18 protein-coding genes are annotated in these 21512 nt (G+C 58.8%); 8 read left to right on the top strand and 10 right to left on the bottom strand.

Annotated features, from left to right (window positions below; genetic code table 11):
• Window positions 1-239: 239 nt before the first annotated feature.
• From KGB20_RS21385 to KGB20_RS21350, 8 genes are all read left to right on the top strand, one after another.
• Window positions 240-920: a DUF3313 domain-containing protein gene (locus tag KGB20_RS21385; protein WP_057714902.1), complete on the top strand. Its 681-nt coding sequence runs from the start codon at window positions 240-242 to the stop codon at window positions 918-920.
• 159 nt (window positions 921-1079) lie between these two features.
• A complete protein-coding gene (locus KGB20_RS21380) occupies window positions 1080-1541 on the top strand; it encodes a hypothetical protein (RefSeq protein WP_223532972.1) in 462 nt (153 codons plus the stop codon).
• A gap of 625 nt (window positions 1542-2166) precedes the next feature.
• Entirely contained in the window at window positions 2167-2988 is an 822-nt protein-coding gene (locus KGB20_RS21375; RefSeq protein WP_154909010.1) for a transcriptional regulator, read from the top strand.
• Window positions 2985-3467 (top strand): hypothetical protein, encoded by a 483-nt coding sequence (locus KGB20_RS21370; protein ID WP_154909009.1) that lies wholly within the window; start codon window positions 2985-2987, stop codon window positions 3465-3467. The genes KGB20_RS21375 and KGB20_RS21370 overlap by 4 nt, the downstream gene beginning before the upstream one ends.
• Window positions 3468-4125: 658 nt before the next feature.
• Window positions 4126-4458 carry a hypothetical protein gene (locus KGB20_RS21365; RefSeq protein ID WP_154909008.1) on the top strand — a complete coding sequence of 111 codons (333 nt, stop codon included), beginning with the start codon at window positions 4126-4128 and terminating at the stop codon, window positions 4456-4458.
• A gap of 127 nt (window positions 4459-4585) precedes the next feature.
• Entirely contained in the window at window positions 4586-5599 is a 1014-nt protein-coding gene (locus KGB20_RS21360) for a helix-turn-helix domain-containing protein (protein WP_154909007.1), read from the top strand.
• Between the two features lie 263 nt (window positions 5600-5862).
• Window positions 5863-7458 (top strand): EAL domain-containing protein, encoded by a 1596-nt coding sequence (locus tag KGB20_RS21355; protein WP_154909006.1) that lies wholly within the window; start codon window positions 5863-5865, stop codon window positions 7456-7458.
• 70 nt (window positions 7459-7528) lie between these two features.
• Window positions 7529-8029, top strand: a complete 501-nt coding sequence (locus KGB20_RS21350; protein ID WP_154909005.1) for an outer membrane beta-barrel protein — start codon at window positions 7529-7531, stop codon at window positions 8027-8029.
• 86 nt (window positions 8030-8115) lie between these two features.
• On the opposite strand, the gene KGB20_RS21345 is transcribed toward KGB20_RS21350, so the two are convergent.
• The 10 genes from KGB20_RS21345 to KGB20_RS21300 form a co-directional block, all read right to left on the bottom strand.
• On the bottom strand, window positions 8116-9732 hold the full coding sequence (locus tag KGB20_RS21345; protein ID WP_154909004.1) for a mechanosensitive ion channel family protein: 1617 nt from the start codon (window positions 9730-9732) through the stop codon (window positions 8116-8118).
• A 288-nt stretch (window positions 9733-10020) separates the two neighbouring features.
• Complete coding sequence (locus KGB20_RS21340; protein WP_057714911.1) at window positions 10021-10476, bottom strand: YMGG-like glycine zipper-containing protein; 456 nt, start codon at window positions 10474-10476, stop codon at window positions 10021-10023.
• Between the two features lie 765 nt (window positions 10477-11241).
• Window positions 11242-11952 (bottom strand): NAD(P)H-dependent oxidoreductase, encoded by a 711-nt coding sequence (locus tag KGB20_RS21335; protein WP_057714912.1) that lies wholly within the window; start codon window positions 11950-11952, stop codon window positions 11242-11244.
• 9 nt (window positions 11953-11961) lie between these two features.
• Entirely contained in the window at window positions 11962-13608 is a 1647-nt protein-coding gene (locus tag KGB20_RS21330) for an ABC transporter ATP-binding protein (protein WP_102669585.1), read from the bottom strand.
• Between the two features lie 2 nt (window positions 13609-13610).
• Window positions 13611-14438, bottom strand: coding sequence for an ABC transporter permease (locus KGB20_RS21325; RefSeq protein ID WP_057714914.1), 828 nt, complete (start codon window positions 14436-14438; stop codon window positions 13611-13613).
• 3 nt (window positions 14439-14441) lie between these two features.
• Entirely contained in the window at window positions 14442-15401 is a 960-nt protein-coding gene (locus KGB20_RS21320; RefSeq protein ID WP_057714915.1) for an ABC transporter permease, read from the bottom strand.
• Between the two features lie 169 nt (window positions 15402-15570).
• A complete protein-coding gene (locus KGB20_RS21315; RefSeq protein WP_154909003.1) occupies window positions 15571-17172 on the bottom strand; it encodes an ABC transporter substrate-binding protein in 1602 nt (533 codons plus the stop codon).
• A gap of 99 nt (window positions 17173-17271) precedes the next feature.
• The gene (locus KGB20_RS21310; RefSeq protein ID WP_154909002.1) at window positions 17272-18687 is read right to left on the bottom strand and encodes an aldehyde dehydrogenase family protein; all 1416 of its coding nucleotides are present in this window, start codon (window positions 18685-18687) and stop codon (window positions 17272-17274) included.
• Window positions 18680-19870 carry a pyridoxal phosphate-dependent aminotransferase gene (locus KGB20_RS21305; protein ID WP_154909001.1) on the bottom strand — a complete coding sequence of 397 codons (1191 nt, stop codon included), beginning with the start codon at window positions 19868-19870 and terminating at the stop codon, window positions 18680-18682. Before KGB20_RS21305 ends, KGB20_RS21310 begins: the two co-directional genes overlap by 8 nt.
• Window positions 19871-19894: 24 nt before the next feature.
• The gene (locus KGB20_RS21300) at window positions 19895-21502 is read right to left on the bottom strand and encodes a 5-guanidino-2-oxopentanoate decarboxylase (RefSeq protein ID WP_154909000.1); all 1608 of its coding nucleotides are present in this window, start codon (window positions 21500-21502) and stop codon (window positions 19895-19897) included.
• Window positions 21503-21512: the final 10 nt, after the last annotated feature.

Here is a 21512-nt window from a genome sequence, read left to right as displayed (position 1 = left end):
AGGCAACTGTGATCGATGTGCAATTTGTCCCGACCGTGTGTTTAACAGTTTTTGAGAGTTATTGATTCGGATTATCCCGCCGCTACGGGCAGCATTCGGCCCGCATTGACCGGCGTGCAAGCACCTGCTTTGCGTAACCGACCGGCAAATACCAGTGCCTGAAAACAAGGCGCCCGGACCATTGCCCGGGGCCAGGTCGGAACCCGAATGACAACTTTCATCACTTGAGAACCAAACATATGGGCATGTCGAATAAATGGATTGCGGGTATTGCTTTGAGCTGTGTATTTCAGGTCGGCTGTGTCTCGCAAGTCGCGCAGCAAGAGCAATACTCGGGCTTCCTGGGCAATTACCAGGGCCTGGAGGAGCAAACTACGCCAAGTGAGCAGAAAGTATTGCGCTGGGTATCGCCAGGGTTCGATCCACGCGCGTATTCCACTGTGGTGTTCAGGCAGATGGAACTGTATCCATCGCCGCAGCCGACTGCTCGCGTCAGCCTGAAAACCCTGCAAGACCTGCAATTGATGGCCAGCAACAGCGTCAAGACCGCCTTTGCCCGCCGCTATGCGATCGTCCCATATCCACAGTTGGCGCCAACCAATTCACGGTCGCTGATCCTGCAGGCGGCGATCACTCACGTCAGCGCCAACAACGAAGGCATGCACTGGTATGAAGTCGTACCAATCGGGGCGATTGTCGGGGCGACACAAGCAGCCACCGGGCACCGGGACCAGACCGCCGAGATGTACATCGAAGCCAACCTGATCGACGCCAAAACCGGTTTGCCGGTAGCGAAGATCGTGCGCAAGGTGTTCGGCGAGACCATCAAGAATGCCAAGCAGCCGATCGTTGCCAATGACTTCAAGGTTGCACTCAAAGGCATGTCAGACGATATGCAGGCCCTGCTCCTCAAGCACTGACGTTCAAGCAAACCCCATCGCAAGCGTGAAAGTGCCTGCCGTCCACCGGCATTGGATGGCATCGCAAGCAGACCGGCATGGGGTTTCAACGTGGCGCCACGCCGCGTTTTCCCTCTGACAAACCGTTAGCCGTGCCGACGTCTGACGCGAGACTCTATGATGAAAATTCTGGCCCATACCCTGGCGATCCTGATGCTGTTGCCGAGCACCAGCGCCCTGGCGGCGACCGTGATTCCCCTCAAAGGTCAGACCTCCCAGACCATCCAGCAGGACACCAGTGCCTGCCAATCCCAGGGCAACGCGCAGCATCCGGTACAAAGCACCGTGCCCTCCGGTGGTCGGGCCAAGGGCGCCGCAACCGCTGCGGTAGCCGGTGCGACGGCGGCGGAAGTTCGGGGCCGCCAACATGAAAACGTCTATGACCAGATCGACGACGATACCCGCCAAGACTATCGCCAGAACCACGCACGCAGTGCCGCGGCTGCCGGCGTCGTCGTGGGGGGCGCCAGGCAACGCCAGGCGCGCCGGGAGAATCTGAGTGAGAGCGAACAAAGCATCACCGCCAACAACTCCGTCTACAGCAGCTGCCTGCAACAACGTGGCTACGATGTTTTGCCTTGATCGATGACGACAACGGCGTGAAGAACCAAAAAAAAGCCCCGGGCCCTTCATGAAAGGACTCGGGGCAAAGTCGTAGAACGAGAGGTGAGGATCGTTGACGCCGCGACAAACAAACCGTGAACACGCAACGTTCCTCGAGATCCATTTAAATCGGTAACGTCCCTGGTTAAAAGCTAATAAGAATCAAAAATAATCTTTCACAAGCCAAGTGCACAAGAACACCATCATTGATTTGTATCCTGATAGTTCAGGCTGATACAGAAACCTGGCGCAACAGCGAGGTTAGTTCATTGAGGTGTGGCCGCGCGCCCCCCCCCTCCTGCCCGAGCTTGCAGTTTTCGGATAGCGCAGTTATTCCATTCCAAGCATTATTCATGGTGTCCAAATCGAAAACCATGGGTCATCCAGCGATGCTTTTCCTTTGTATGATTGAACGGATACCTCTGACAGACAGGGCTGTTTGCCGAACTGCACGCCTCTGAAACGAGCCAATCCAGCATCGTAAATGCAACACACAGTGCACCTTCCGCTGGGCCCTCATCTTCGTTCACTTCCCAGACCAGAATGTACCGAGCCAAATCCGGCCCCTATACTCAGGCCAGCACCGCCTGAACGGAAGATTTCTATGAGTTACACCTTCAAGTTGAAAAATGGCGCCGTCGCGGTGTTCGACCCGGACAGCGCCATGCTTTCCATTACAACACCCCATGGAGATGTACAGAATTCCACGCTAGGTAGAGCTGAGTCGCGCCTGTTGGACCTGCTGCTCATGGAGCCAGGTGTCACTAAAAGCCGCGATGAAATCATCGAATACACCTGGAATGACCGCGTGGTTGCCTCCGGCAGTTTGAATCAAACGGTTTTCTCACTACGCAATATTCTCAATGACAGCCGGGATCACGAGATCTTGATGACTGTTCCTCGACGAGGATATTGCTTCAACCGGCAATGTGTCGTCGATGCACAAGCGGATGTACCGGCACCCCGGGAGGAAACAACGCAGCCCCCTGCCCCCGTCGCTGAGCAACTACCGCCGGCTGGTAGTGATGGGCTGCTTGCACCCTCAGGTAAAACCAATGAATCCGCGCGCATTACAAAAGCCCAGCTGATCGCTTATATCGTTACGCTGGCAGTCGTTGCCTTTACTGTTTTTCAATTCGACTTCGACGCGCCAAAAATTGAAATTTCCAGTGCCGACAAGAATGGACTGGTCATACACGCCGTGGGCAGTGATCTTGCCGAGGCGCAAGCGCTGATGGAGTTGTCGGCCAAACAAACCGAACAGCTGCCACCAAACCTGAAGGGCCAGGTCTGGATCAACCTGTATAAAGCCAATTATTCCGTTTCGTGCATCCGCCAGGATCTAAGCACTGCAAATCTACAATTGAACAGCAGCGAAAGGGACCTCGCCTTGATGATTCGTCAATGTCTGGAAGTCACTTTATGAAATTTGAAATTTCGCAAGCGGTTCACTGGCCTCTTATAGGCTTGGTCAATGCACTGTGCATTTTCTCTTTCGTTTACTCACCTTCGCACTACATGGAAAATATCAGTTACCAGACAAAATCCCGACAATGGCTGGAAGATCTCAACCAACTCAACACCGAAGAGTACCTCACTATCGGGCATGGCAGGCTCACGGGGACCACGCTGGAAAGCCTGAATGGGAAAATCCGCAACGCGACCATCTCAGCGAACATAATCGGAGAAACCAATAAACACGTCGAGATCAAAGTCAGCAACATCAAGCTCAGCCAGGACAATGAACTTTTTGCCATTGAAAAGACCCCTGACTTGTTCTTTAGACGTCAATACGTCTTGCAAGAAGGCGCCATTCTGAACTACGAGTTGATCCCGACCCAGGATAAAAACGCGGTGTGTTTTTACATCCATGAACTTGGCCGTTTGCGCTGCATGAACCATTAATCGGGCTCCCGAACGGGCTCGGCACCCGCCTGGCAAAGGTTCACATCAAAGATTTTCAAACAAAAATAATACTTATTGATTTGAATCAAACGTCTCCCCCGCCAAAAATCCCTCCTCGATAATCCTTGGAATCGAGCCCGCTTGATTCTCGTCCGGGACAATGCCCTACAGGGGGAATCAAGTGAACGCCATGCATTTCCTGCGAGCCCATAAATCGACGACTTTCAGATTCCTGGGGGTCTTGTTTCTGTCTGCCTTTCCACTTTATTCGTTGGCGCACGACGAGCACTCCGTCGAAAGCACGACCATTGAATATTATGAAGTTGAAACAAGCCCGGATGACAGCCAGAAACTATCGCACCTGAAGATTCACAGTGAGAATGAGTATCATGCAGACGAGCAGAGCAGTGATTCTACTCTCCCCGCCCCACCACAAAGTGACACAGGCATGAGCTACGCCAGTTCGCTCATACTTCTTTGAGGAGCGTGGTATTCACCGAGGCAAGTGCTGACTGGCCTCTTCTGACGGCCTGGCAAATATGAGTTATTGACTTTGGCAGGCACCATCGAAGTGAGATTATTTGCAGCCCAAGTCGTGGCAGAGATGCAGCTGACATTCTGCGCTGCCTGAATACACTGTTAATAAGGAATCGCCTCGATGCTACTGAAAAACTTCGTCACCGTGTCGTTTGGTTTATTGCTTTCTCTCAAGGCCATGGCCGACGACAAGGGTGTCTACAGTGCCAAATTAACGAGTGTCGAAACCAACAAAAAGGCCCCAACTACTGTGAAAACTGGCTATCAGGTAAAAAACGGTTATCGTATCGACGACTTTTACGCCTTTACAGCAGCAGCCATTGACCCGATGAAACCCCAATCGCAGATCTTCAGTTCGAAAATCGATCCGCGCAAGGTTCAACACATGGACGACTCACCGTTGGACAGCAAGTACGCATTTTCGGCGGAACTGGAACTGATCCGGGGACTCTGAAAACCCGTTCAAAGCCAGTGACAATGGGGTCGATCTCACGGACAGCAAGAACGCCCAATCGCGTATCTTCTCCATGACTGCCCGTCAGGCTTGACCCTTATCATTTAACAGATGAGCCTTCAATTTCATGAGTATCGCACCGCCCGACGAGATCTTTCATTTGTCTTCTGCCTTGCCGAGCCAACTGAACAGAACAATAGGCAAATGGGAAATGAGCCTTATTCCGACCGAGCATGAAGCGCGCATTCGGCAACACAAACTCTTTCACAGTCCGCAACTGCAGTGCAGTCGCCTTGAGTTCGACTCATCCGTGACGCTGGTCAGTTCTGTCCCTGCCGGATTCGTCACATTCGCCATCTCCCAGGCACCGATTGGCCGCCCCGTCGTGAACAATCAAAAACTACGGCCTGACGAAGTCATCGTACTGCACAGTGATGAATCGGTGCATTACACCTGCGAACCGAATGAAACACTTTTCACCATCACCACGACACTGGAAAACTATGATCGGTGCCGTCAAAATCACTCTGTCATAGATATCCTTGCAAACAGAACACAACACAGCTTCCAGGTTGAAAACTTTCAATTCATACAATCGGCCATTCAAGCCATCAGCGCTTGCTGTGTCGACATCAACGACGCAGCTTCAGCACAGTGCAGCGAAACAGAGGGTTCGACGATTGAAAGTGCGGTACTCGCTTCTCTGTTGCAATCATTGACGCCCGCTGGCCGCTTCATCCGCAAAGTCCCGACAAGAAGAAAGGTGGCGATACAAGCCATACAGTACATCCATGAAAACACAAAAAAAACGCTCACTATAAAATCGCTGGTAAGGCAACTGGAAACCACCACACGCACTTTGCATTTTGGCTTTATTGAAACGTTCGGGATATCGCCAATTGCTTATATCAGGAACTTGAGACTCGCAAGCGCCCGTCGCGACCTGATCAATAAAACGTGGCCTACCGTCACAGAAACCGCGATGTTTTGGAATTTTCACCATCTGGGCCGGTTTTCCAAGGCCTATCAACTGGCTTACGGAGAGACGCCGTCGGAAACGGCCAAGCGCAACTCGGCCAGGCCAAGGAACACGACAACATCTGTTTACAACCAGGTCGTCGGGGATAGAAATTATCGTTAACAGGCGTTTATCAAAGCCGCGAAAATGATGATTAATGATTTCCCTTGATTAACCACAAGTTTCCACAATTGCTTATTTGCCTACTCAAGGAGATAAGCATGCAACATCGAATAAACACACTTCCACTCAAGCAGAAAATCGCACTGTGTATTACCGTCTATGCCAGCGGCATCTTGTTGGCTTGGGTAATTGACTGGTACTGAAGTCGCTTAATCCGTGACTACAGAAAGCACAGCGAATTAATGATACCTCGGAGTTTTTCGATGGTTGCCGCATATAAAGCGTTACTTGGAAGGCACGCAGTCACTGTATGTCTGATTGCTGCAACAGGTTGGGCCGCATGGTTCTGTGCTGGAGGGTTGGCGGATCAATTCGTTGCACGGAAGTTGAATAATGTTTATGCCGATCTGCGTGCTGCTCAAGTGGAGCCCAATGCGCAGATCGACAAAGTACTGGAAACCCTCGGCGATCTCGATCGCTCGGGTCAGGAATGCTCCGTAGAGCAATACTCACAACTGGCTGACCTGGTCAAGAACCTGCGATTTGTTGATCAAGCGGCAATCCAGTTGCCCAATGGCAAGATCTGTTCCTCCTACGGACAAGCACCTCCCTCGATACTGGCCGATAGCGACAAGCGCAAGTTTTCCGTTGGAAAGCGAACCTACTGGGTGGATGCTGGCCACACGGTTTCTGCGGACTCCGATTTTATCATTGTGTCGGAACAGTCAACCTACGTCTGGGCAAACAAGAAGCTCCTGCTCGACAACTTGAAGTTTCCCAAGGACCTGCAACTGGACCTCATCGGCCCCGGCGGCGCAGTGCCCATTGCCTCTACGGGCCACAAACCGCTGACGGTGCAGAAACCGTTCCACCTGGAAGAACTGGTTACCTCGGCAGACAAGGTCCTCATCGCCTTTGCGGGCAACCGAAATGAACTGATCTCGGTCATTTCTCTTCCGTTGAGCTACCTGACGAGTCTCAAATTCAAATTATTCATTGGCCTTGTGTGCGTTTTCGCAGCGCTGTTTTTGCTCGCATGGTGTGTCAAACGGCATTACACCTCTACCGCCGTACGGCTTCGCAATGCCCTGAAAGCCAACAGGCTGGATGTTCACTACCAGCCTATCGTCAACCTGACGACGGGCTATCTGGTGGGCGCTGAATCACTTTCCCGCTGGAACGACAACGGCACCCAAGTGCCTGCGGATGTTTTCATTGCGGTGGCGGAAAAATCCGACTTGATCCGCGTACTTACACGTTCGGTGATTCGACAGGTGGCGGAGGATTACAGCACCTACCTTTGGGCGTGCAAGGACTTCTACATTACGGTCAATCTTTGCGCCCAGGATATCCAGGACCCAAGTTTTCCAGACTATGTGGCCAGCGTGCTGGCAACCTACAACATGCCAGTGTCCGCCATGGCTTTTGAAATCACCGAAAGGACCCTGATCGATCAGAAGCCTGCCGCCCTGCAATTGCGACGGCTTCGTGCGTGCGGACATCGTATTGCCGTGGACGACTTCGGTATCGGCTATTCCAACCTTTCGCTCCTCGATTCAGTGCCTTTCGACATTCTGAAATTAGATCGCTCATTCATCGCCGACGACAAGATCGCGGCCAAGGATGCCTTGTGGCGCCACATTGCCCAGTTGGCCAGGTCGCTGAGACTCAAGGTCGTGGCCGAAGGTGTCGAGACTCAGGAGCAACTGCCGCATCTGGTCTCGGAGGGGGTTCTATTGGCACAAGGCTGGTTGTTCTCCAAAGCGCTGCCAATTCAAGCATTGGCAAGACGCTACTTTCAATGTCCGGAAAACATCCCGCCTTACGACTCAAAAATATCAATCAATGATTTTTATTAACCCTTCATGGCCCCTCAAATGCTCGCCGAACCCTAACACCAGACAAACCTGAAGAAGGACTCCACCACCCATGCTACTTCGAAACCTTGGCTTCGCTTCACTGCTATCGCTGCTGTCTTTTCAGGCGCTCGCTGATGACAAAGGTTTATATCTTGGAGCTGGCGTAAGCAGCATACAGACCGACGAATCCAGATTGGACGACGACGACACCAGCTACAAGGTTTATGCCGGGTATCGCGTCAATAGCTACCTGGCCTTCGAGGGGGCCTACGTAGACCTGGGTCAATTCAAGGACAAGAATGTCGATTTCGATGGTAAATCGGCTCAGGCTGCCGCCCATGTCGGCTTTCCGCTGGGCGATCGGTTGCGGGTATTCGGCAGTGTCGGTGCTCACGCCTGGGACGCCGACGGTAATGCCACCGACGACGATACCGGGGTTGACCTGACCTATGGTGTCGGCGTCGAGTTCGATGTCTTTCGCAACATCGGCGTGCGCGCTGAATACGAAGTTCTGGAGGTCGGAGAGATCGACCTGAATCAGACGACTGCATCCGCCTATATGCTTTTCTGACACCGCTACAACTGAGCGGCCTCCCCCGGGCCGCTCATCGCACTCTGCACAATGCTTGTCCTCGCCCTACCTACCCCACCCTGCCATTACTTCAACGTCTCCTTCGATTCCTGCGCAGGTGCCATGTACCACTTGTCCCTGGGCACCCATTTCTCTTGTTGCGGATCGCCCAGATAGTGCGGCGACATGATCTGCACACCGTACTCGTTGAACACGTCCTGGATGTTGGCGTGCAGCATGCTCAGCAGCACGGCGCGCGGTCGAGGCTGGCTGGGTATGGCCTGGGCCACCAGCCGGTATTCCGGGTAGAAGTCCGACAATGCCGTCTGGAACACCTGCGGCGGTGGGGTTTCGAGGACGCCGGGCGTGCGTCTGGCGGCTTCCAGCAACATCCCTTCGACCTGCCGCCAGGGGGTGTCATAACCGATGGTGACTACGGTATCGACCACATAACCGGGGCCTTGTACGACCCGTGAGTAGTTCTTGGTGACCGTGCCGGTGATCATCGAGTTGGGCAGGGTCAGCACTTCGCCCAGGCCGGTACGAATGCTCGTGGTGAACATGCCCAGCTCAGTGACCGTCCCTTCGTGCTCGCCAATGCGCACGAACTCACCGGGACGCAGGGTTCGGGTGTACGTCAGGATCAATCCGGCCGCCGCCTGCCCGACGACGCTGGAAGCACCCAGGGAGATCATCAGGCCGACCAGCACCGACAAGCCTTTGAACGCATCAGTACCCGCACCCGGCAAGTAGGGATAAGCCATGGCCAGGGCAAACAACCAGATCGCCAGCGAAGTCAGGCGCTGAGTCGGTTTAAGGGTTTCGTGGTTCAGCCAGTTGAAGGTGCCAGGCGTGGCCATGCGCCGCAGTATCCGGCGAGAGAACGCTGTCGCGCCACGGGCAATGAAAAAGATCGCCAGCGCCACGCCGAGCCCGGGGATGGCCCCTAGAATCCCTTGCAGCAAATAGTCGGCGACTTCCAGCAGATAGTTGTTAAGGCTTTCACCCCAAGGCCGGGTATAGGGAAACCGCGACAGGACAAACCCCAACCACTCGTAAGAGAGCAGCAGCACGATGACCCAGCGCAGCAACTCCAGCACGCGGCTGACCAAGGGATAAAGGAAGTTGGCGTCGATCAGCGGAACCTTTCCGACTTTCAGCGCCTGGGTGTGCCGATGCATCAGTTCAGGCAGTTTCTGCAGCACTCTGCGCCGCAGGTACGACATGCCGAACAGCAGCGCGATGTAAATGCCGGTGGCCAGCAACGCAGCGACGACGGAACGCAGGATCAACTGCAGGCTACGGGCTTCCCGGGTTTCGGCCACGACCTGGCGCAGCCTGTCGGCCGCGGATTCGGCGGCCAGTTGCACCGAGTCGAATTCGGTCTCGTCGACATCTGTGGGCGAAACGATAAAAGCACGGCGAGACCCCAGCAGCACCATGTAGCTTTTCATGATCGGGTCGAGGGTGACATTGAGGTCGTCGGCGTCATCCAGCGCCTCACCGATCACCGCTTTCGCCCGTTTGACCCGCGAGGCCGGGGCTTCACCGAGGATGGTCGCGCGAAACACCATGATGCTGCGGTTGGCCACTTTCAATTCAACGGGAGCATCGACCACTTTCGGTGCGTCTTCGGCCCACAGTTGCACCGACCAAAACATCCCGAAAACAGTAAACATTACAGCGAGCAGCCTGCTCCGCATGTGTCAGATCCTTACGTCACGAAATTCAAATCCAGAGTACGTATCGCAGCGTAGTTCACCGATGAACGGTTGTCAGATTGGAGCTACAGACCGTTTCCTTATCCGTCTGTTTTCTTGAAACAGCGAGCTCAAGCCCCGGACATTGTGCTCTTGACCGAATTCTCGAAACACTGAAGATCCCTGTGGGAGCGAGCCTGCTCGCGATAGCGGTGGGTCAGACACCTGGATGTCGAATGTGCCGCCACCATCGCGAGCAAGCTCGCTCCCACAGTGTGTTCCATACCTGATTCAAGGATTGACCTGATAACCCTTGCCCTGCAAACAGCTGGTGTAAGCCGTCGTGGTGTTCGCCTGGGTGGTTTTCGATTGCTCCCGGCGTTCCTGGCGCTGACGTGAAGCACCGACCACGGCGCCGGCCGCCGCCGTCTCCTTGGCGCGGTTCTGGCGATAGTCCTGTTTCCTGTCATCGTCGACACGATCATAAGCTTCGTCATGCTGATTGCCCCGCACCTGGGCCCCGACCGCGCCGGCGGCGGCCCCGGCAGCAGCACCCTTGATCCTCCCGCCGGAAGGCGTGGAAGCCGTCGAGGCGCTCTGGCTGGCGGCGATGCTGTTGCATTCGTTGATGTCGGCCTGGGTTTGTTGCGAACTTTGCCCTTTCATCGGCACCACCGATTGCGCCCAACCCGGGGCACTCAAAATCGACAATGCGATACATAGGCTGACCGGTGAAAATCGTTTCATGATGACCTCCGACAGGCTTGCCACATCGGGCAAGCCTTTGGGTCGACTGGCGGGCGGCAAGCGGCGCCATGCGTCGCCTGCCGATCGGGTGGAGCAACTGAAAAGTGTAGTTCAACGGCCCCGCACAGAAGGACTTCCGAACAAGCGGTGGACGTTGTGCAGGAGCGAGCCTGCTCGCGATGGCGGTGTATCAGGCACATAAATGTCGAATGTACGGCCGATATCGCGAGCAGGCTCGCTCCTGCAGGTCTATTGGTGAACTGCGGATGTGCGGTTACTCAGCCGGATCGAGCCGATCCAGCGCCCGATTCACTGCCAATACCAAACGAGGGGTGGTGGCCATACGCAGGTTGGTAGACCGGCCCAGGAACCCGGCGCATCCGAAGACGCCCTACGCATGACCACCATTAAGCAGAGACAAAATACTCTGTAAAGCGTGGTGCTCTGCGCCTGGATAACCGGGCTACCAAACCCGATCGCTGTTGTTTTCCAGCGACCGGCAAACGATAGAACCCGACTCCAAGACGCACAAGCCGGCGGGTTCTGGCGTAGCTGTAGGCAATGACGCAAGCCGTCGTAGCTTGCTGGAAGTAACGCTGACAGCCGTTAAACAGATCCGGAACAGCAGGCTGCAGAATACCTGGCACACAACAAAAAACTGTGGGAGCGAGCTTGCTCGCGATGGCGGTGGCTCAGTCAACATAGATGTTGAAGCTGATGTCCTCATCGCGAGCAAGCTCGCTCCCACAGGGTTTAGGGTGTTAATCAGGCATTGGTTGTCAGCGGATAGAGCTTGTCATCAAACTCCGCCAACTTCGGAAACACCAGCGGTTGATCATCGCTCAGATGCTGCAGTCGCTGCCCGTAATCCACCAGAAACTGCTGGCGCGCCTCGTCACTGATGTACGGCACATGCCAGGCCACGAACGGCTCCAGCACATCAAAACCAACATAAGCCAGGGTGCCACGCAGGATCGGCCGCAGCATGTCCTCCAGCGGACCATGGATCGCACCTTCGCCGAACATGTGCTCACGCCCGCCCAGGGTCACGGTCACCAGCGCTTTCTTGCCGGCCAGGCCGCCCTGATCGTAAAAACGCTTGCCGCCATAGCAGATGCCCGACACCAGCACCCGGTCGATCCAGCCCTTGAGCATGGCCGGGGTGGAGAACCAGAAGATCGGGAAGTTGAGGATCAGCAGGTCGGCCCACAGCAGTTTGTCCAGCTCAGCCTGGATATCCGCCGCCAGCGACTGGCTCTTCACGCCCAGGCGTTGTTCCAGGGCATAGACCAGGTATTCGGGGTTTTCCCGATTCGAGAAGTCCGCGTCGCTGGCCACCGGGTTCCAGTTCATTTTGTACAGGTCGCTGACCTGCACTTCGTGGCCCTGGGCTTCAAGCGTGGCGACAGCCTGGTCCCGCAGGGCGGCGGTGAAGGATTGTGGCTCCGGGTGAGCGTGGACGATCAGTACTTTCATGGTGGTTCCTTAGACTTGTTCCAGCGTATCGGTTGAAGGTGTGGAAGCGCGCGTGGCCAGCAACCGGTCGAGCCAGTCGGGGTCCATTTGCGGTTCGGAAGAAAACAGCAGCCCGGTGTAGTCCTGATGCGGCGGGGTGAAGATCTGGCTGCGCGAGCCGTGGTCCACCACCCTGCCCCGTTGCATCACCAATACCTCATCGGCGATCGCCCGCACAGTAGCAACATCGTGGGTGATGAACAGATAGCCGACACCCAGTTGCTGCTGGATGCGGTTGAGCAACTTCAGTACGCCTTCAGCCACCAGTTGGTCGAGGGCCGAGGTCACTTCATCGCAGATGATCAGTTGCGGTTCGGCCGCCAGGGCCCTGGCGATGCAGATGCGTTGCTTCTGCCCGCCGGACAGTTCCCGAGGCTGACGATCCATGAAGGTCGCGGGGTCGAGTTCGATCATCTCCAGCAGTTCGGCAACCCGGGCGCGCATGGCTTTACCCTTGAGGCCCAGATAAAACGTCAGCGGCCGGCCGATAATGTCGACGATGCGCTGACGCGGATTCAGCGCGGTGTCGGGGATCTGGTAGATCATCTGGATGCGCCGCAGTTGCTCCTTGCTGCGCTGGCGAAAGTCCGCCGGCAAGGGTTCGCCGTCGTACAGCACCTGGCCGTAAGTCGGTGGCAGCAATCCGGTGATCAGCCGCGCCGTGGAGCTTTTGCCGCTGCCTGACTCACCGATCACCGCCAGGGTCTGACCACGGTAAAGCTTGAGGGAAACGTCGTGCAGCACCGGTTGCTGGCCATAACTGGCGCAACTGTTGCGCAGTTCCAGCAGCGGTTGTTCCTGCTGCGGACAGGCCTTGGGTTCGGTGCGGAAACTGCGCACCGCCCACAGCGACTTGGTGTAGTCCTCCTGCGGATCGCCGAGCATCTGCCGGGTCTCGGCCTCTTCCACCAGTTTGCCGTGACGCAGCACCATGATGCGGTCGGCCATCTGCGCCACCACCGCCAGGTCGTGGCTGATGTAGATCGCCGCGCTGCCATAGGTCGCGACTGCGTCACGAATGGCTGCCAGCACCTCGATCTGGGTGGTGACGTCCAGCGCGGTGGTCGGTTCGTCGAAGATGATCAGGTCCGGATGGCAGGCCATCGCCATGGCGGTCATGACCCGCTGTAACTGACCGCCGGAGACTTGATGCGGATAGCGCTGGCCGATGGTTTCGGGATTGGGCAAGCGCAGCACCCGGTACAACTCCACCGCCTCGCGCATGGCCTGCTCGCGGCTCATGCCGCCGTTTTTCACAGCGGTTTCGACGTGCTGGTCGATCAGGCGATGGGCCGGGTTGAACGAGGCTGCCGCGCTCTGTGCCACATAGGCAATACGCAGCCCCCGCAGTTTACGCAGGGCTTCAGGCTTGGCGTTGAGCAAGTCGATGCCGTCGAAGTGCACCGAGCCGCCGGTGATCCGGCAGCCGTCGCGGGTGTAGCCCATGGCCGACAGGCCGAGGGTCGACTTGCCCGCGCCGGACTCGCCGATCAGCCCCAGCACCTCGCCCCGTTGCAGGGTCAGGTCGATGCCCTTGATCAGCGGATGCCAGGCATCTTCGTAGTGGCCTTCGATGTGCAGGTTGCGGATTTCCAGCAAAGGTTTTGAGGTCGTCATGTTCAGCATTCCTTGAGGCCGCTGGATTTGTGCAGCATCCAGTCGACGACGAAATTGACGCTGACTGTGATCAAGGCCACGGCCAGGGCGGGCAGCAACGGGCTGATGTCGCCAAAGGTGATCAGCACCGCGTTGTCGCGCACCATGCTGCCCCAGTCGGCGGTGGGCGGCTGGATGCCCAGGCCGAGGAACGACAGCGCACTGATGAACAGGAACACGAAGCAGAAACGCAGGCCGAACTCGGCAATCAGCGGTGCCGCCGCGTTCGGCAACACCTCGCGGGTCACCAGCCACCACAGGCCTTCACCGCGCAGGCGTGCGGCTTCGACGAAATCCTGCACCACCACGTTCATCGCCACAGCACGAGACAGCCGAAACACCCGGGTCGCATCCAGTAGCGCAATCACCAGCACCAGCGACGTCGCCGTGGTGCCGACCACGCTGAGAATCAGCAAGGCAAAGATCAGTTGCGGAATGGCCATCAGGATGTCCACCACCCGGGACAATCCCTGGTCGACCCAACCACCCTTGATCGCCGCGATCAAGCCGCTCAAGCCGCCGAGCAGAAACGCCAGGACGGTGGTGAGGAAGGCTATGCCCAGGGTGTTGCGCGCGCCATAGACCAGGCGACTGAACATGTCGCGCCCCAGGTTATCGGTGCCCAACAGGAACTGCCCGCCCCAGGGGGCGAAGCCCTCGCCCACCACCTGGGTTTCGCCGAACGGTGCCAATACCGGCGCGAACACCGCCACCAGCACGTACAGCAGGATCATCAACAAACCGAACTTGGCGCTCAGGGGCGCCTGCCACACTTGTTTTAACAGGCTCATGGTCTACCCCTTCGGATGCATCAGGCGTGGGTTGCTGGCAATCGACAGCACATCGGCACTGGTGTTGAGCAGGATGTAGGTCGCGGCGAAGATCAGGCTGCAGGCCTGCACCACCGGGATGTCACGCTTGGCCACCGAGTCCACCAGCAACTGGCCGAGCCCCGGATAGACAAACACCACCTCGACCACCACCACGCCAACCACCAGGTACGCGAGGTTCAGCGCCACTACGTTGACGATGGGGGCCAGGGCATTGGGCAAGGCGTGACGGAAGATGATCCGCGACTGGCTGATGCCCTTGAGCCGGGCCATTTCGATGTAGGGGCTGGCCAGCAGGTTGATCAAGGATGCGCGGGTCATGCGCATCATCTGCGCGATGACCACCAGGCTCAGAGTCGCTACCGGCAACACCGAACGCTCCAGTACCGTGCCCAACGAGGCGTCCGGCGCGAGGTTGGAAATGCTCGGGAACCAGTTGAGCTTCACCGCGAACACCAGGATCAGGATGTAGGCGACGAAAAACTCGGGGAACGACACCGCGCTCAGCGCCGAGGTGTTGAGCAAACGGTCGAACCAGCTGTTGCGGTACAGCGCCGCGAGCATCCCCAGCAGCAAAGCCAGCGGAACCGACACCAGCGCTGCCAGCAATGCGAGGCTGAAGGTGTTGCCCAAACGCGTACCCACCAGTTCGGCGATCGGCCGCTGGTTGGCCAGCGACACACCGAGATCACCGTGCAGCAACTGCCAGATCCAGTGGCCAAAGCGGGACAATGGCGGCAGGTCCAGCCCCAGTTGCGCGCGGTAGGCGGCCACGGTTTCCGGGGTGGCCGACTGGCCCAGCATGGCCTGGGCGATATCGCCCGGGAGCATGCCGACGGCCAGGAAAATGATCACTGAGACGGCGAACAGCGAGAGCAGGCCTAGCGCCAGACGCTGCCCCAACAGCTTGAAAATACTTCTCATCGTGCAGTTCCTTGAATTTGGCACGTCTTTGAAGGCAGCGATTTCCCCTGTGGGAGCGGGCTTGCTCGCGAAGAGGTTCTGTCAGCTGACATATGTGGCGACTGACACACCGCTTTCGCGAGCAAGCCCGCTCCCACAGTTGATCGTCATTGTTTGATCGAACCCGGCATCACGCCTGCCACCACCGCTCGATCACCCGCAGGCCATCCAGCTCGCCATAGGGCGCGGTCTGTGCGCCGTGAGCAACCTTGTTCGAGCGCGCCGCCACCGAGCTTGCGAACAACGGCACGATCGCCCCGCCCTCGTCCCGGCACAGCGCCTGCATTTCGTTGTACATCTCGCGGCGCAGCGGGTCGTTCATTTCGCCGCGAGCGGCGTTGAGCAGTTGATTGAAGCGCGGGTTGTCCCAGTGGGTTTCGTTCCACGCCGCGCCCTTGGCGTAACCGATGCTGAACATGCGGTCGGCGGTCAGGCTGCTGTACCAGAACGAAGTGGTGAACGGTTGCTTCATCCACACGTTGGAGAAGAAGCCGTCCGCCGGTTCGCGCACCACGTCGATGTCGATCCCGGCGGCGCGAGCCTGTTCCTTGAACAGCACCGAAGCATCCACGGCGCCGGTATAGGCAGCGTCGGAGGCTTGCAGGCGAACTTTGAGCGAATCCAGACCGGCCTTTTTCAGGTAGAAGCGCGACTTGTCCGGGTCGTAGGTGCGCTGCTCCAGCGCAGTGTTGATGAAGCGGCTGCCAGGCTGGATCGGATGGTCGTTGCCCACCAGGCCATAGCCATGCAGCACCGAAGCCAGCAGGGTTTCGCGGTTGATCGCATGCTTCATCGCCAGGCGCACGTCGTTGTTCTGGAACACCTGACTGTCGGTGAGCATCGGGAAGGTGTAGTGCTGGGCGCCTTTGGTTTCTTCGATGACCAGATTCGGGTTGCGCTTGAGCAGCGCGACGGTTTTCAGGTCGACCTTGTTGATCACATCCACTTGCCCGGTGACCAGCGCATTGACCCGCGCCGCGCCGTCGGCAATGGCAATCAGCTCGGCACTGGCGAAGTGTGCCCGGCCCGGTTTCCAGTAATCGGGGCTGCGTTCCAGGGTCATGCGCACACCCGGCTCGAAGTCCTTGAGGCGATAGCCACCGGTGCCGGCGCCGGCCTGCCAGTCCGCCGCGCCATCCTTGCTCGGCATGATCGCCAGATGGTAATCGGCGACCACATACGAGAAGTCGGCGTTGCCCGAGTGCAGTTCGAACACCACGCTGTCGCTGCCGTTGGCGCTGACCTTGGCCACGTCACCCAGCACGGTCTTGGCCGCCGAGGTGGATTTCTCGCCGAGGTGGTGCTGGATCGAAGCGACCACGTCGTCGGCGGTCAGGGTCTTGCCGTTGTGGAAGGTCACGCCCTGACGGATTTTGAAGGTCCAGATGCGCGCGTCCGGGGTCGAGATCCAGCTTTCCGCCAGTTCGGGGATCGCGGTGCCGTCGACGGCAATTTCGGTCAGGGTGTTATAGACCGCCGAGAAGCCGACGAAGGTGAAGGTGTCCGCCCAGGAGCCCGGATCCTTAGAGTCCGTGGTGCTGCCTCCGGCCAGGCCCAGACGCAGTACGCCGCCGGGTTTTGGCGTGGCGTCTTCGGCGAAGGCACCGAACGGCAGGCCCATGGAGAACGCCCCGGCCACCGCTGCGGCAGCAGCGCTGTACTTGAGGAAGTCTCTACGCGGAAAACTGAATTCATGGTTCGCTTGAGTAATCTTGTTTTTGTTATCGCTCATTGCATTGCCCCTGATCAAAAAGCTAATGAATTACCGGTTCAAAACCACGCAAGACACCGGGCCATGGCCCGGTGCATACAACGTTTGAATCGCCAACCGTCACACCTGGATCGCCTTCACTTCGACGAACTCGTTCAGCCCCTCCTCACCCCATTCGCGACCGTTACCCGACTGTTTGTAGCCACCGAACGGCGCCTGATAATTGAACGCCGCACCGTTGAGGAAGCACTGACCGGCGCGCAGCTGACGCCCCAGTTGCAAGGCACGCTCGGCACTGCCGGCCCAGACGCCGCTGGACAGGCCGAACGGCGAGTCGTTGGCGATCTGGATCGCTTGCGCCTCATCGGCGTAGGGAATCAGGCACAGCACCGGGCCGAAGATTTCTTCCTGGGCAATGCGCATGCGGTTGTCGACATCGGCGAACAGTGTCGGGCTGACATAGAACCCGCGCTCGAACGTCGTTGGCGTGTCACCGCCGCACAGCAGTCGTGCGCCTTCCTGTTGGCCGACCTTGATGTAATCGAGCACGGTTCGTTTTTGCCCGGCCGAACACATCGGGCCGAGGAAGCTTTGCGGGTCGAGGGGATCGCCCATGCGCAGGCTCAACGTTTCCGCCAGCACCAGTTCGACGGCCTCCGCGTAGCGGCTGGCCGGCAGCAGCATGCGGGTCAGCGCGGTGCAGGTCTGGCCGGAGTTGATCATCACGTCCTGCACGCCGTAGCGCACCGCCGCTGCCAGGTCGGCATCCTCGGCGATCAGCAACGGCGACTTGCCGCCCAGTTCCAGGCACACGCGCTTGACTGAAGGTGCCGCCGCTTGCGCGACCCGCACCCCGGCACCGGTGGAGCCGGTAAACGACACCATGTCCACGTCCCGGTGTTTGGCCAGCGCTTCGCCGACTTTCGAACCCGGACCGCTGACCAGGTTGAACACCCCGGCAGGCAGGCCGATGTCCTCGATCATCTGCGCCAGCAGGAAGGCATGCAGCGGGGTTTCCTGACTCGGCTTGACCACCACCGTGCAACCGGCGGCCAGTGCCGGGGCGAGTTTGCCGATCAACTGGTGCAGCGGGTAATTCCACGGATTGATGAACGCGCAGACACCCACGGCCTCGCGGATCACCAGCGAGTTGCCGACTTCGCGCACCTCGTCCATGAGATGCGCCAGTTCGACGTACTGCTCAAGGCCAGTGATCGGCCCGTCGACCTGCACCGAGCGGCACCATTGCACCGGCATGCCCAGTTCCGTTGTGATGACCGCGGCCATCTCATCGGCACGATTGCGCAGTTGATCGGCCAGTGCACGGATATAACCGGCACGCACGCTGGACGGCGTGCGCGACCATGAAGCGAAGGCCCGGCGAGCCGACGCCACGGCGTTTTCAACATCGAGTTCATCACCCAGCGGAACGCTGCCGCAGACTTCCTCGGTGGCCGGGTTGATCACCTCGGCGATGCCCCGCCCCGACGGGATTTGCCAGCGGCCATCAATGAACAGTGTCTTGTGATTAAGCATGAACCTGGGCCTCCATCAATTCCTGGGCACAACGGGCAATGCGCTGGCAGGCATCGCGCAGCGGTTCGGCACCGACCACCAGACCGAGGCGAATGTGCCCCGCCGCGCTCGGACCAAAGGCCTCGCCCGCCAGGACCGACACGCCGTGGCGACCCAGCAGACGGTCGGCAAACGCCTGGGCGCTGAGCCCGGTCTGGCGGATATCGAGCATCACGAACATCCCGCCATCGGGTTTCAACGCCCGCACGCCGGGGCAATCGGCCAGGCTGTCGCACACCAGATCGCGACGCTGGCGATAGGCTTCGCGCATGGCTTCGAGTTCCGGCAGGTTGCTTTCCAGGGCCACCACGGCGGCGTCCTGAATGAAATCCGGCGAGCCGTAGAGCATGCACAACGCGAGGTTTTCCAGGTGCGCGGCCAAAGATGGCGGCGCCACCACCCAGCCGACGCGCCAACCGGTCATGGCGTGGGATTTCGACAGACTGTTGAGGGTCGCGGTGCGCTCGGCCATGCCCGGCAGACTCGCCGGGCTGACGTGTTCGCCTTCGAACAGCAGTTCGCTGTAGACCTCATCGGAAATCAGCCACAGGTCATGGCCGATGCACAACTCAGCCAAGGCGGCCCAGGTGCTGCGCGGCAGGCTCGCGCCCGACGGGTTGTGCGGGCTGTTCAGTGCCAGTGCCCGGGTGCGTGGCGTGATGCGCGCGGCGACATCTTCGGGCAACACGCGAAAGCCGTTTTCCGAGCGTACGGGCACCGGCACCACCACGGCACCGCAAGCACCGAATACCGCTTCGTAGGTGACGTACATGGGCTCGGCGACGATCACTTCGTCACCCGGATTGAGTACGCATTGGGCCACGCTGAACAGCGCACATTGCGCCCCGGCCAGTACGGTGACCTGATCGGCCGAAACGCTTTGGCCGCTGCGTTGTTGATGACGCCTGGCGATGGCTTCACGCAGGGCACGCTTGCCGCGCACCTCGGCATAGTGCGTGTTGCCGTTTAGCAGGCTATCGATGGCACCCTGCACGATGGGCTGTGGCGTGTCGAAATCCGGATCGCCCACGGACAACAGCAGAATGTCTTCGCCTTGCTCGCGCAGTGCCAAGGCCCGGTAGTGAATGTCCCACGCGGCGGCGCCGTCACCGGCGATACGTTGAGTCAGATCGGAAAAGCGCATGGCTTCATCCCCTTAAAATGCAGATCAATGCGCACAGGCATGCTTGAGTTCGATCAGGGTCACGCCGTTGCGCTTGAAGCCATGGCGCAAGTCGGTCTGCAACTCGGCGAGGCTTTGCGGCTGGGTCACGGTGCAGCCGAAGGCACGCGCAAGGGCGGCGAAATCCGGGTTGCGCGGCAATACGCCGATGGGCTCGATGTCCAGGCCGAGCATGTCGTCGCGGATCTGCCCCAGCGCATCGTTGTTCCACAGCAGCACCACCAGCGGGCTGTCCAGTTCTTCCACGGCGGTGGCCAGTTCCTGGGCGGTGTAGAGGAAACCACCGTCGCCCACCAGCACCAGCCCAGGCCGCTGCGGCGCACCGAATTTGGCGCCGATCCCGGCCGGCAGGCCATATCCCAAGGTGCCGTAGCCGGTCGGGTGCAACCAACTGCGAATGGCGAGGCTGTCGAAGGCATAGTTGCCGGTGTAAGCCAGTTGGGTCATGTCGGTGCTGATGAAAGCGTTGTCCGGCAGCTCCGCCGCAATGCGATCCAGGATCGACTGATGGATCGACTGCAACGGGCCATGGCTGGCCTTGACCGCTTTACGCAGTGCGGCGACCGAGGCAATCGCAGCGCTGGCCTCGCGCACGTCGGTTGGCAGGCGCCCAAGCAAGCCACTGAGGGTTTGTTGCGCATCGCCATGCAACGCCACCGCGCAGGGGTAGAAGTCGTTGAATTTGCGTGGGTCGATGTCGACGCGCAGCAGTTCGCCATTGAGTGGCAGGCGTTCGCGCCAGAAGTCGGTGTCGGCCATTTCGGTGCCGACCGCCAGCACCACGTCAGCCTCGGCGATCAGGTTCCAGCCCGACTCCACACACAGGGATGAGCCGGCGTTGAGCGGCGCGTCCGGCGGCAGCAGGCCTTTACCGGCGACGCTGGTGAACAGTGGCGCGGCCAGCCGGGTGCTGATTTCTTGCAGTTCAGAGGTGGCATTGAGGGCGCCACCACCGGCGATGATCATCGGCCGCTTGGCAGCCTTGAGTTTGGCCACGGCTTGATCAATTGCGGTGGTCGACGCCGGGCCACGCCCCGGACGACGCACTACCTCATTGCTCCAGTCACGGGCAATCGGCGCCGACAACACGTCCAGCGGCACCGAGATGTGCACCGGACGCGGGCGCTCGCTGTCGAACACCGCGTAGGCACGGGCGATCAGTTCCGGCAGGTCTTCGGCAGTCAGTGCCACGGCCGAGAACGCAGTGATCGGCGCGGTCATTGCGCGCTGGTCCTGGCACTCGTGCAGACTGCCCCAACCCTTGCCCAGGCTGGCGCTGTGGTTGACGCTGGAAATCACCAGCATCGGAATCGAGTCGGCGTAGGCCTGGCCGATGCCGGTGGCGGCGTTGGTCACGCCGGGGCCGGTGATGACGAAGCACACGCCGGGTTTGCCGCTGACCCGGGCGTAGCCGTCGGCCATGAAACTGGCGCCCTGCTCATGACGAGTCAGCACATGACGGATGCCGCTGCCGGGCAAGCCGCGATACAGCTCCAGGGTGTGTACGCCGGGAATGCCGAACACGGTATCGACGCCGTAGTTGGCCAACAGGCGCACCAGGGCCTGGCCACCGGTCAATGTTTTGCTTTGCATGTTCATGTCC

It is taken from the genome of Pseudomonas sp. BF-R-30 (assembly GCF_019956175.1).
Classification (GTDB): domain Bacteria; phylum Pseudomonadota; class Gammaproteobacteria; order Pseudomonadales; family Pseudomonadaceae; genus Aquipseudomonas; species Aquipseudomonas jessenii.
This window is presented reverse-complemented; position numbering and strand designations above follow the sequence as displayed.

Excerpts from the sequence above, each read along its gene's own strand:
- KGB20_RS21335 (WP_057714912.1), bottom strand. The coding sequence starts at position 11,952 with ATGAAAGTACTGATCGTCCACGCTCACCCGGAGCCACAATCCTTCACC.
- KGB20_RS21365 (WP_154909008.1), top strand. The coding sequence starts at position 4,126 with ATGCTACTGAAAAACTTCGTCACCGTGTCGTTTGGTTTATTGCTTTCT.
- KGB20_RS21310 (WP_154909002.1), bottom strand. The coding sequence starts at position 18,687 with ATGCTTAATCACAAGACACTGTTCATTGATGGCCGCTGGCAAATCCCG.
- KGB20_RS21350 (WP_154909005.1), top strand. The coding sequence starts at position 7,529 with ATGCTACTTCGAAACCTTGGCTTCGCTTCACTGCTATCGCTGCTGTCT.
- KGB20_RS21325 (WP_057714914.1), bottom strand. The coding sequence starts at position 14,438 with ATGAGCCTGTTAAAACAAGTGTGGCAGGCGCCCCTGAGCGCCAAGTTC.
- KGB20_RS21375 (WP_154909010.1), top strand. The coding sequence starts at position 2,167 with ATGAGTTACACCTTCAAGTTGAAAAATGGCGCCGTCGCGGTGTTCGAC.
- KGB20_RS21300 (WP_154909000.1), bottom strand. The coding sequence starts at position 21,502 with ATGCAAAGCAAAACATTGACCGGTGGCCAGGCCCTGGTGCGCCTGTTG.
- KGB20_RS21340 (WP_057714911.1), bottom strand. The coding sequence starts at position 10,476 with ATGAAACGATTTTCACCGGTCAGCCTATGTATCGCATTGTCGATTTTG.
- KGB20_RS21330 (WP_102669585.1), bottom strand. The coding sequence starts at position 13,608 with ATGACGACCTCAAAACCTTTGCTGGAAATCCGCAACCTGCACATCGAA.
- KGB20_RS21345 (WP_154909004.1), bottom strand. The coding sequence starts at position 9,732 with ATGCGGAGCAGGCTGCTCGCTGTAATGTTTACTGTTTTCGGGATGTTT.
- KGB20_RS21320 (WP_057714915.1), bottom strand. The coding sequence starts at position 15,401 with ATGAGAAGTATTTTCAAGCTGTTGGGGCAGCGTCTGGCGCTAGGCCTG.
- KGB20_RS21370 (WP_154909009.1), top strand. The coding sequence starts at position 2,985 with ATGAAATTTGAAATTTCGCAAGCGGTTCACTGGCCTCTTATAGGCTTG.
- KGB20_RS21315 (WP_154909003.1), bottom strand. The coding sequence starts at position 17,172 with ATGAGCGATAACAAAAACAAGATTACTCAAGCGAACCATGAATTCAGT.
- KGB20_RS21355 (WP_154909006.1), top strand. The coding sequence starts at position 5,863 with ATGGTTGCCGCATATAAAGCGTTACTTGGAAGGCACGCAGTCACTGTA.
- KGB20_RS21380 (WP_223532972.1), top strand. The coding sequence starts at position 1,080 with ATGAAAATTCTGGCCCATACCCTGGCGATCCTGATGCTGTTGCCGAGC.
- KGB20_RS21305 (WP_154909001.1), bottom strand. The coding sequence starts at position 19,870 with ATGCGCTTTTCCGATCTGACTCAACGTATCGCCGGTGACGGCGCCGCC.
- KGB20_RS21385 (WP_057714902.1), top strand. The coding sequence starts at position 240 with ATGGGCATGTCGAATAAATGGATTGCGGGTATTGCTTTGAGCTGTGTA.
- KGB20_RS21360 (WP_154909007.1), top strand. The coding sequence starts at position 4,586 with ATGAGTATCGCACCGCCCGACGAGATCTTTCATTTGTCTTCTGCCTTG.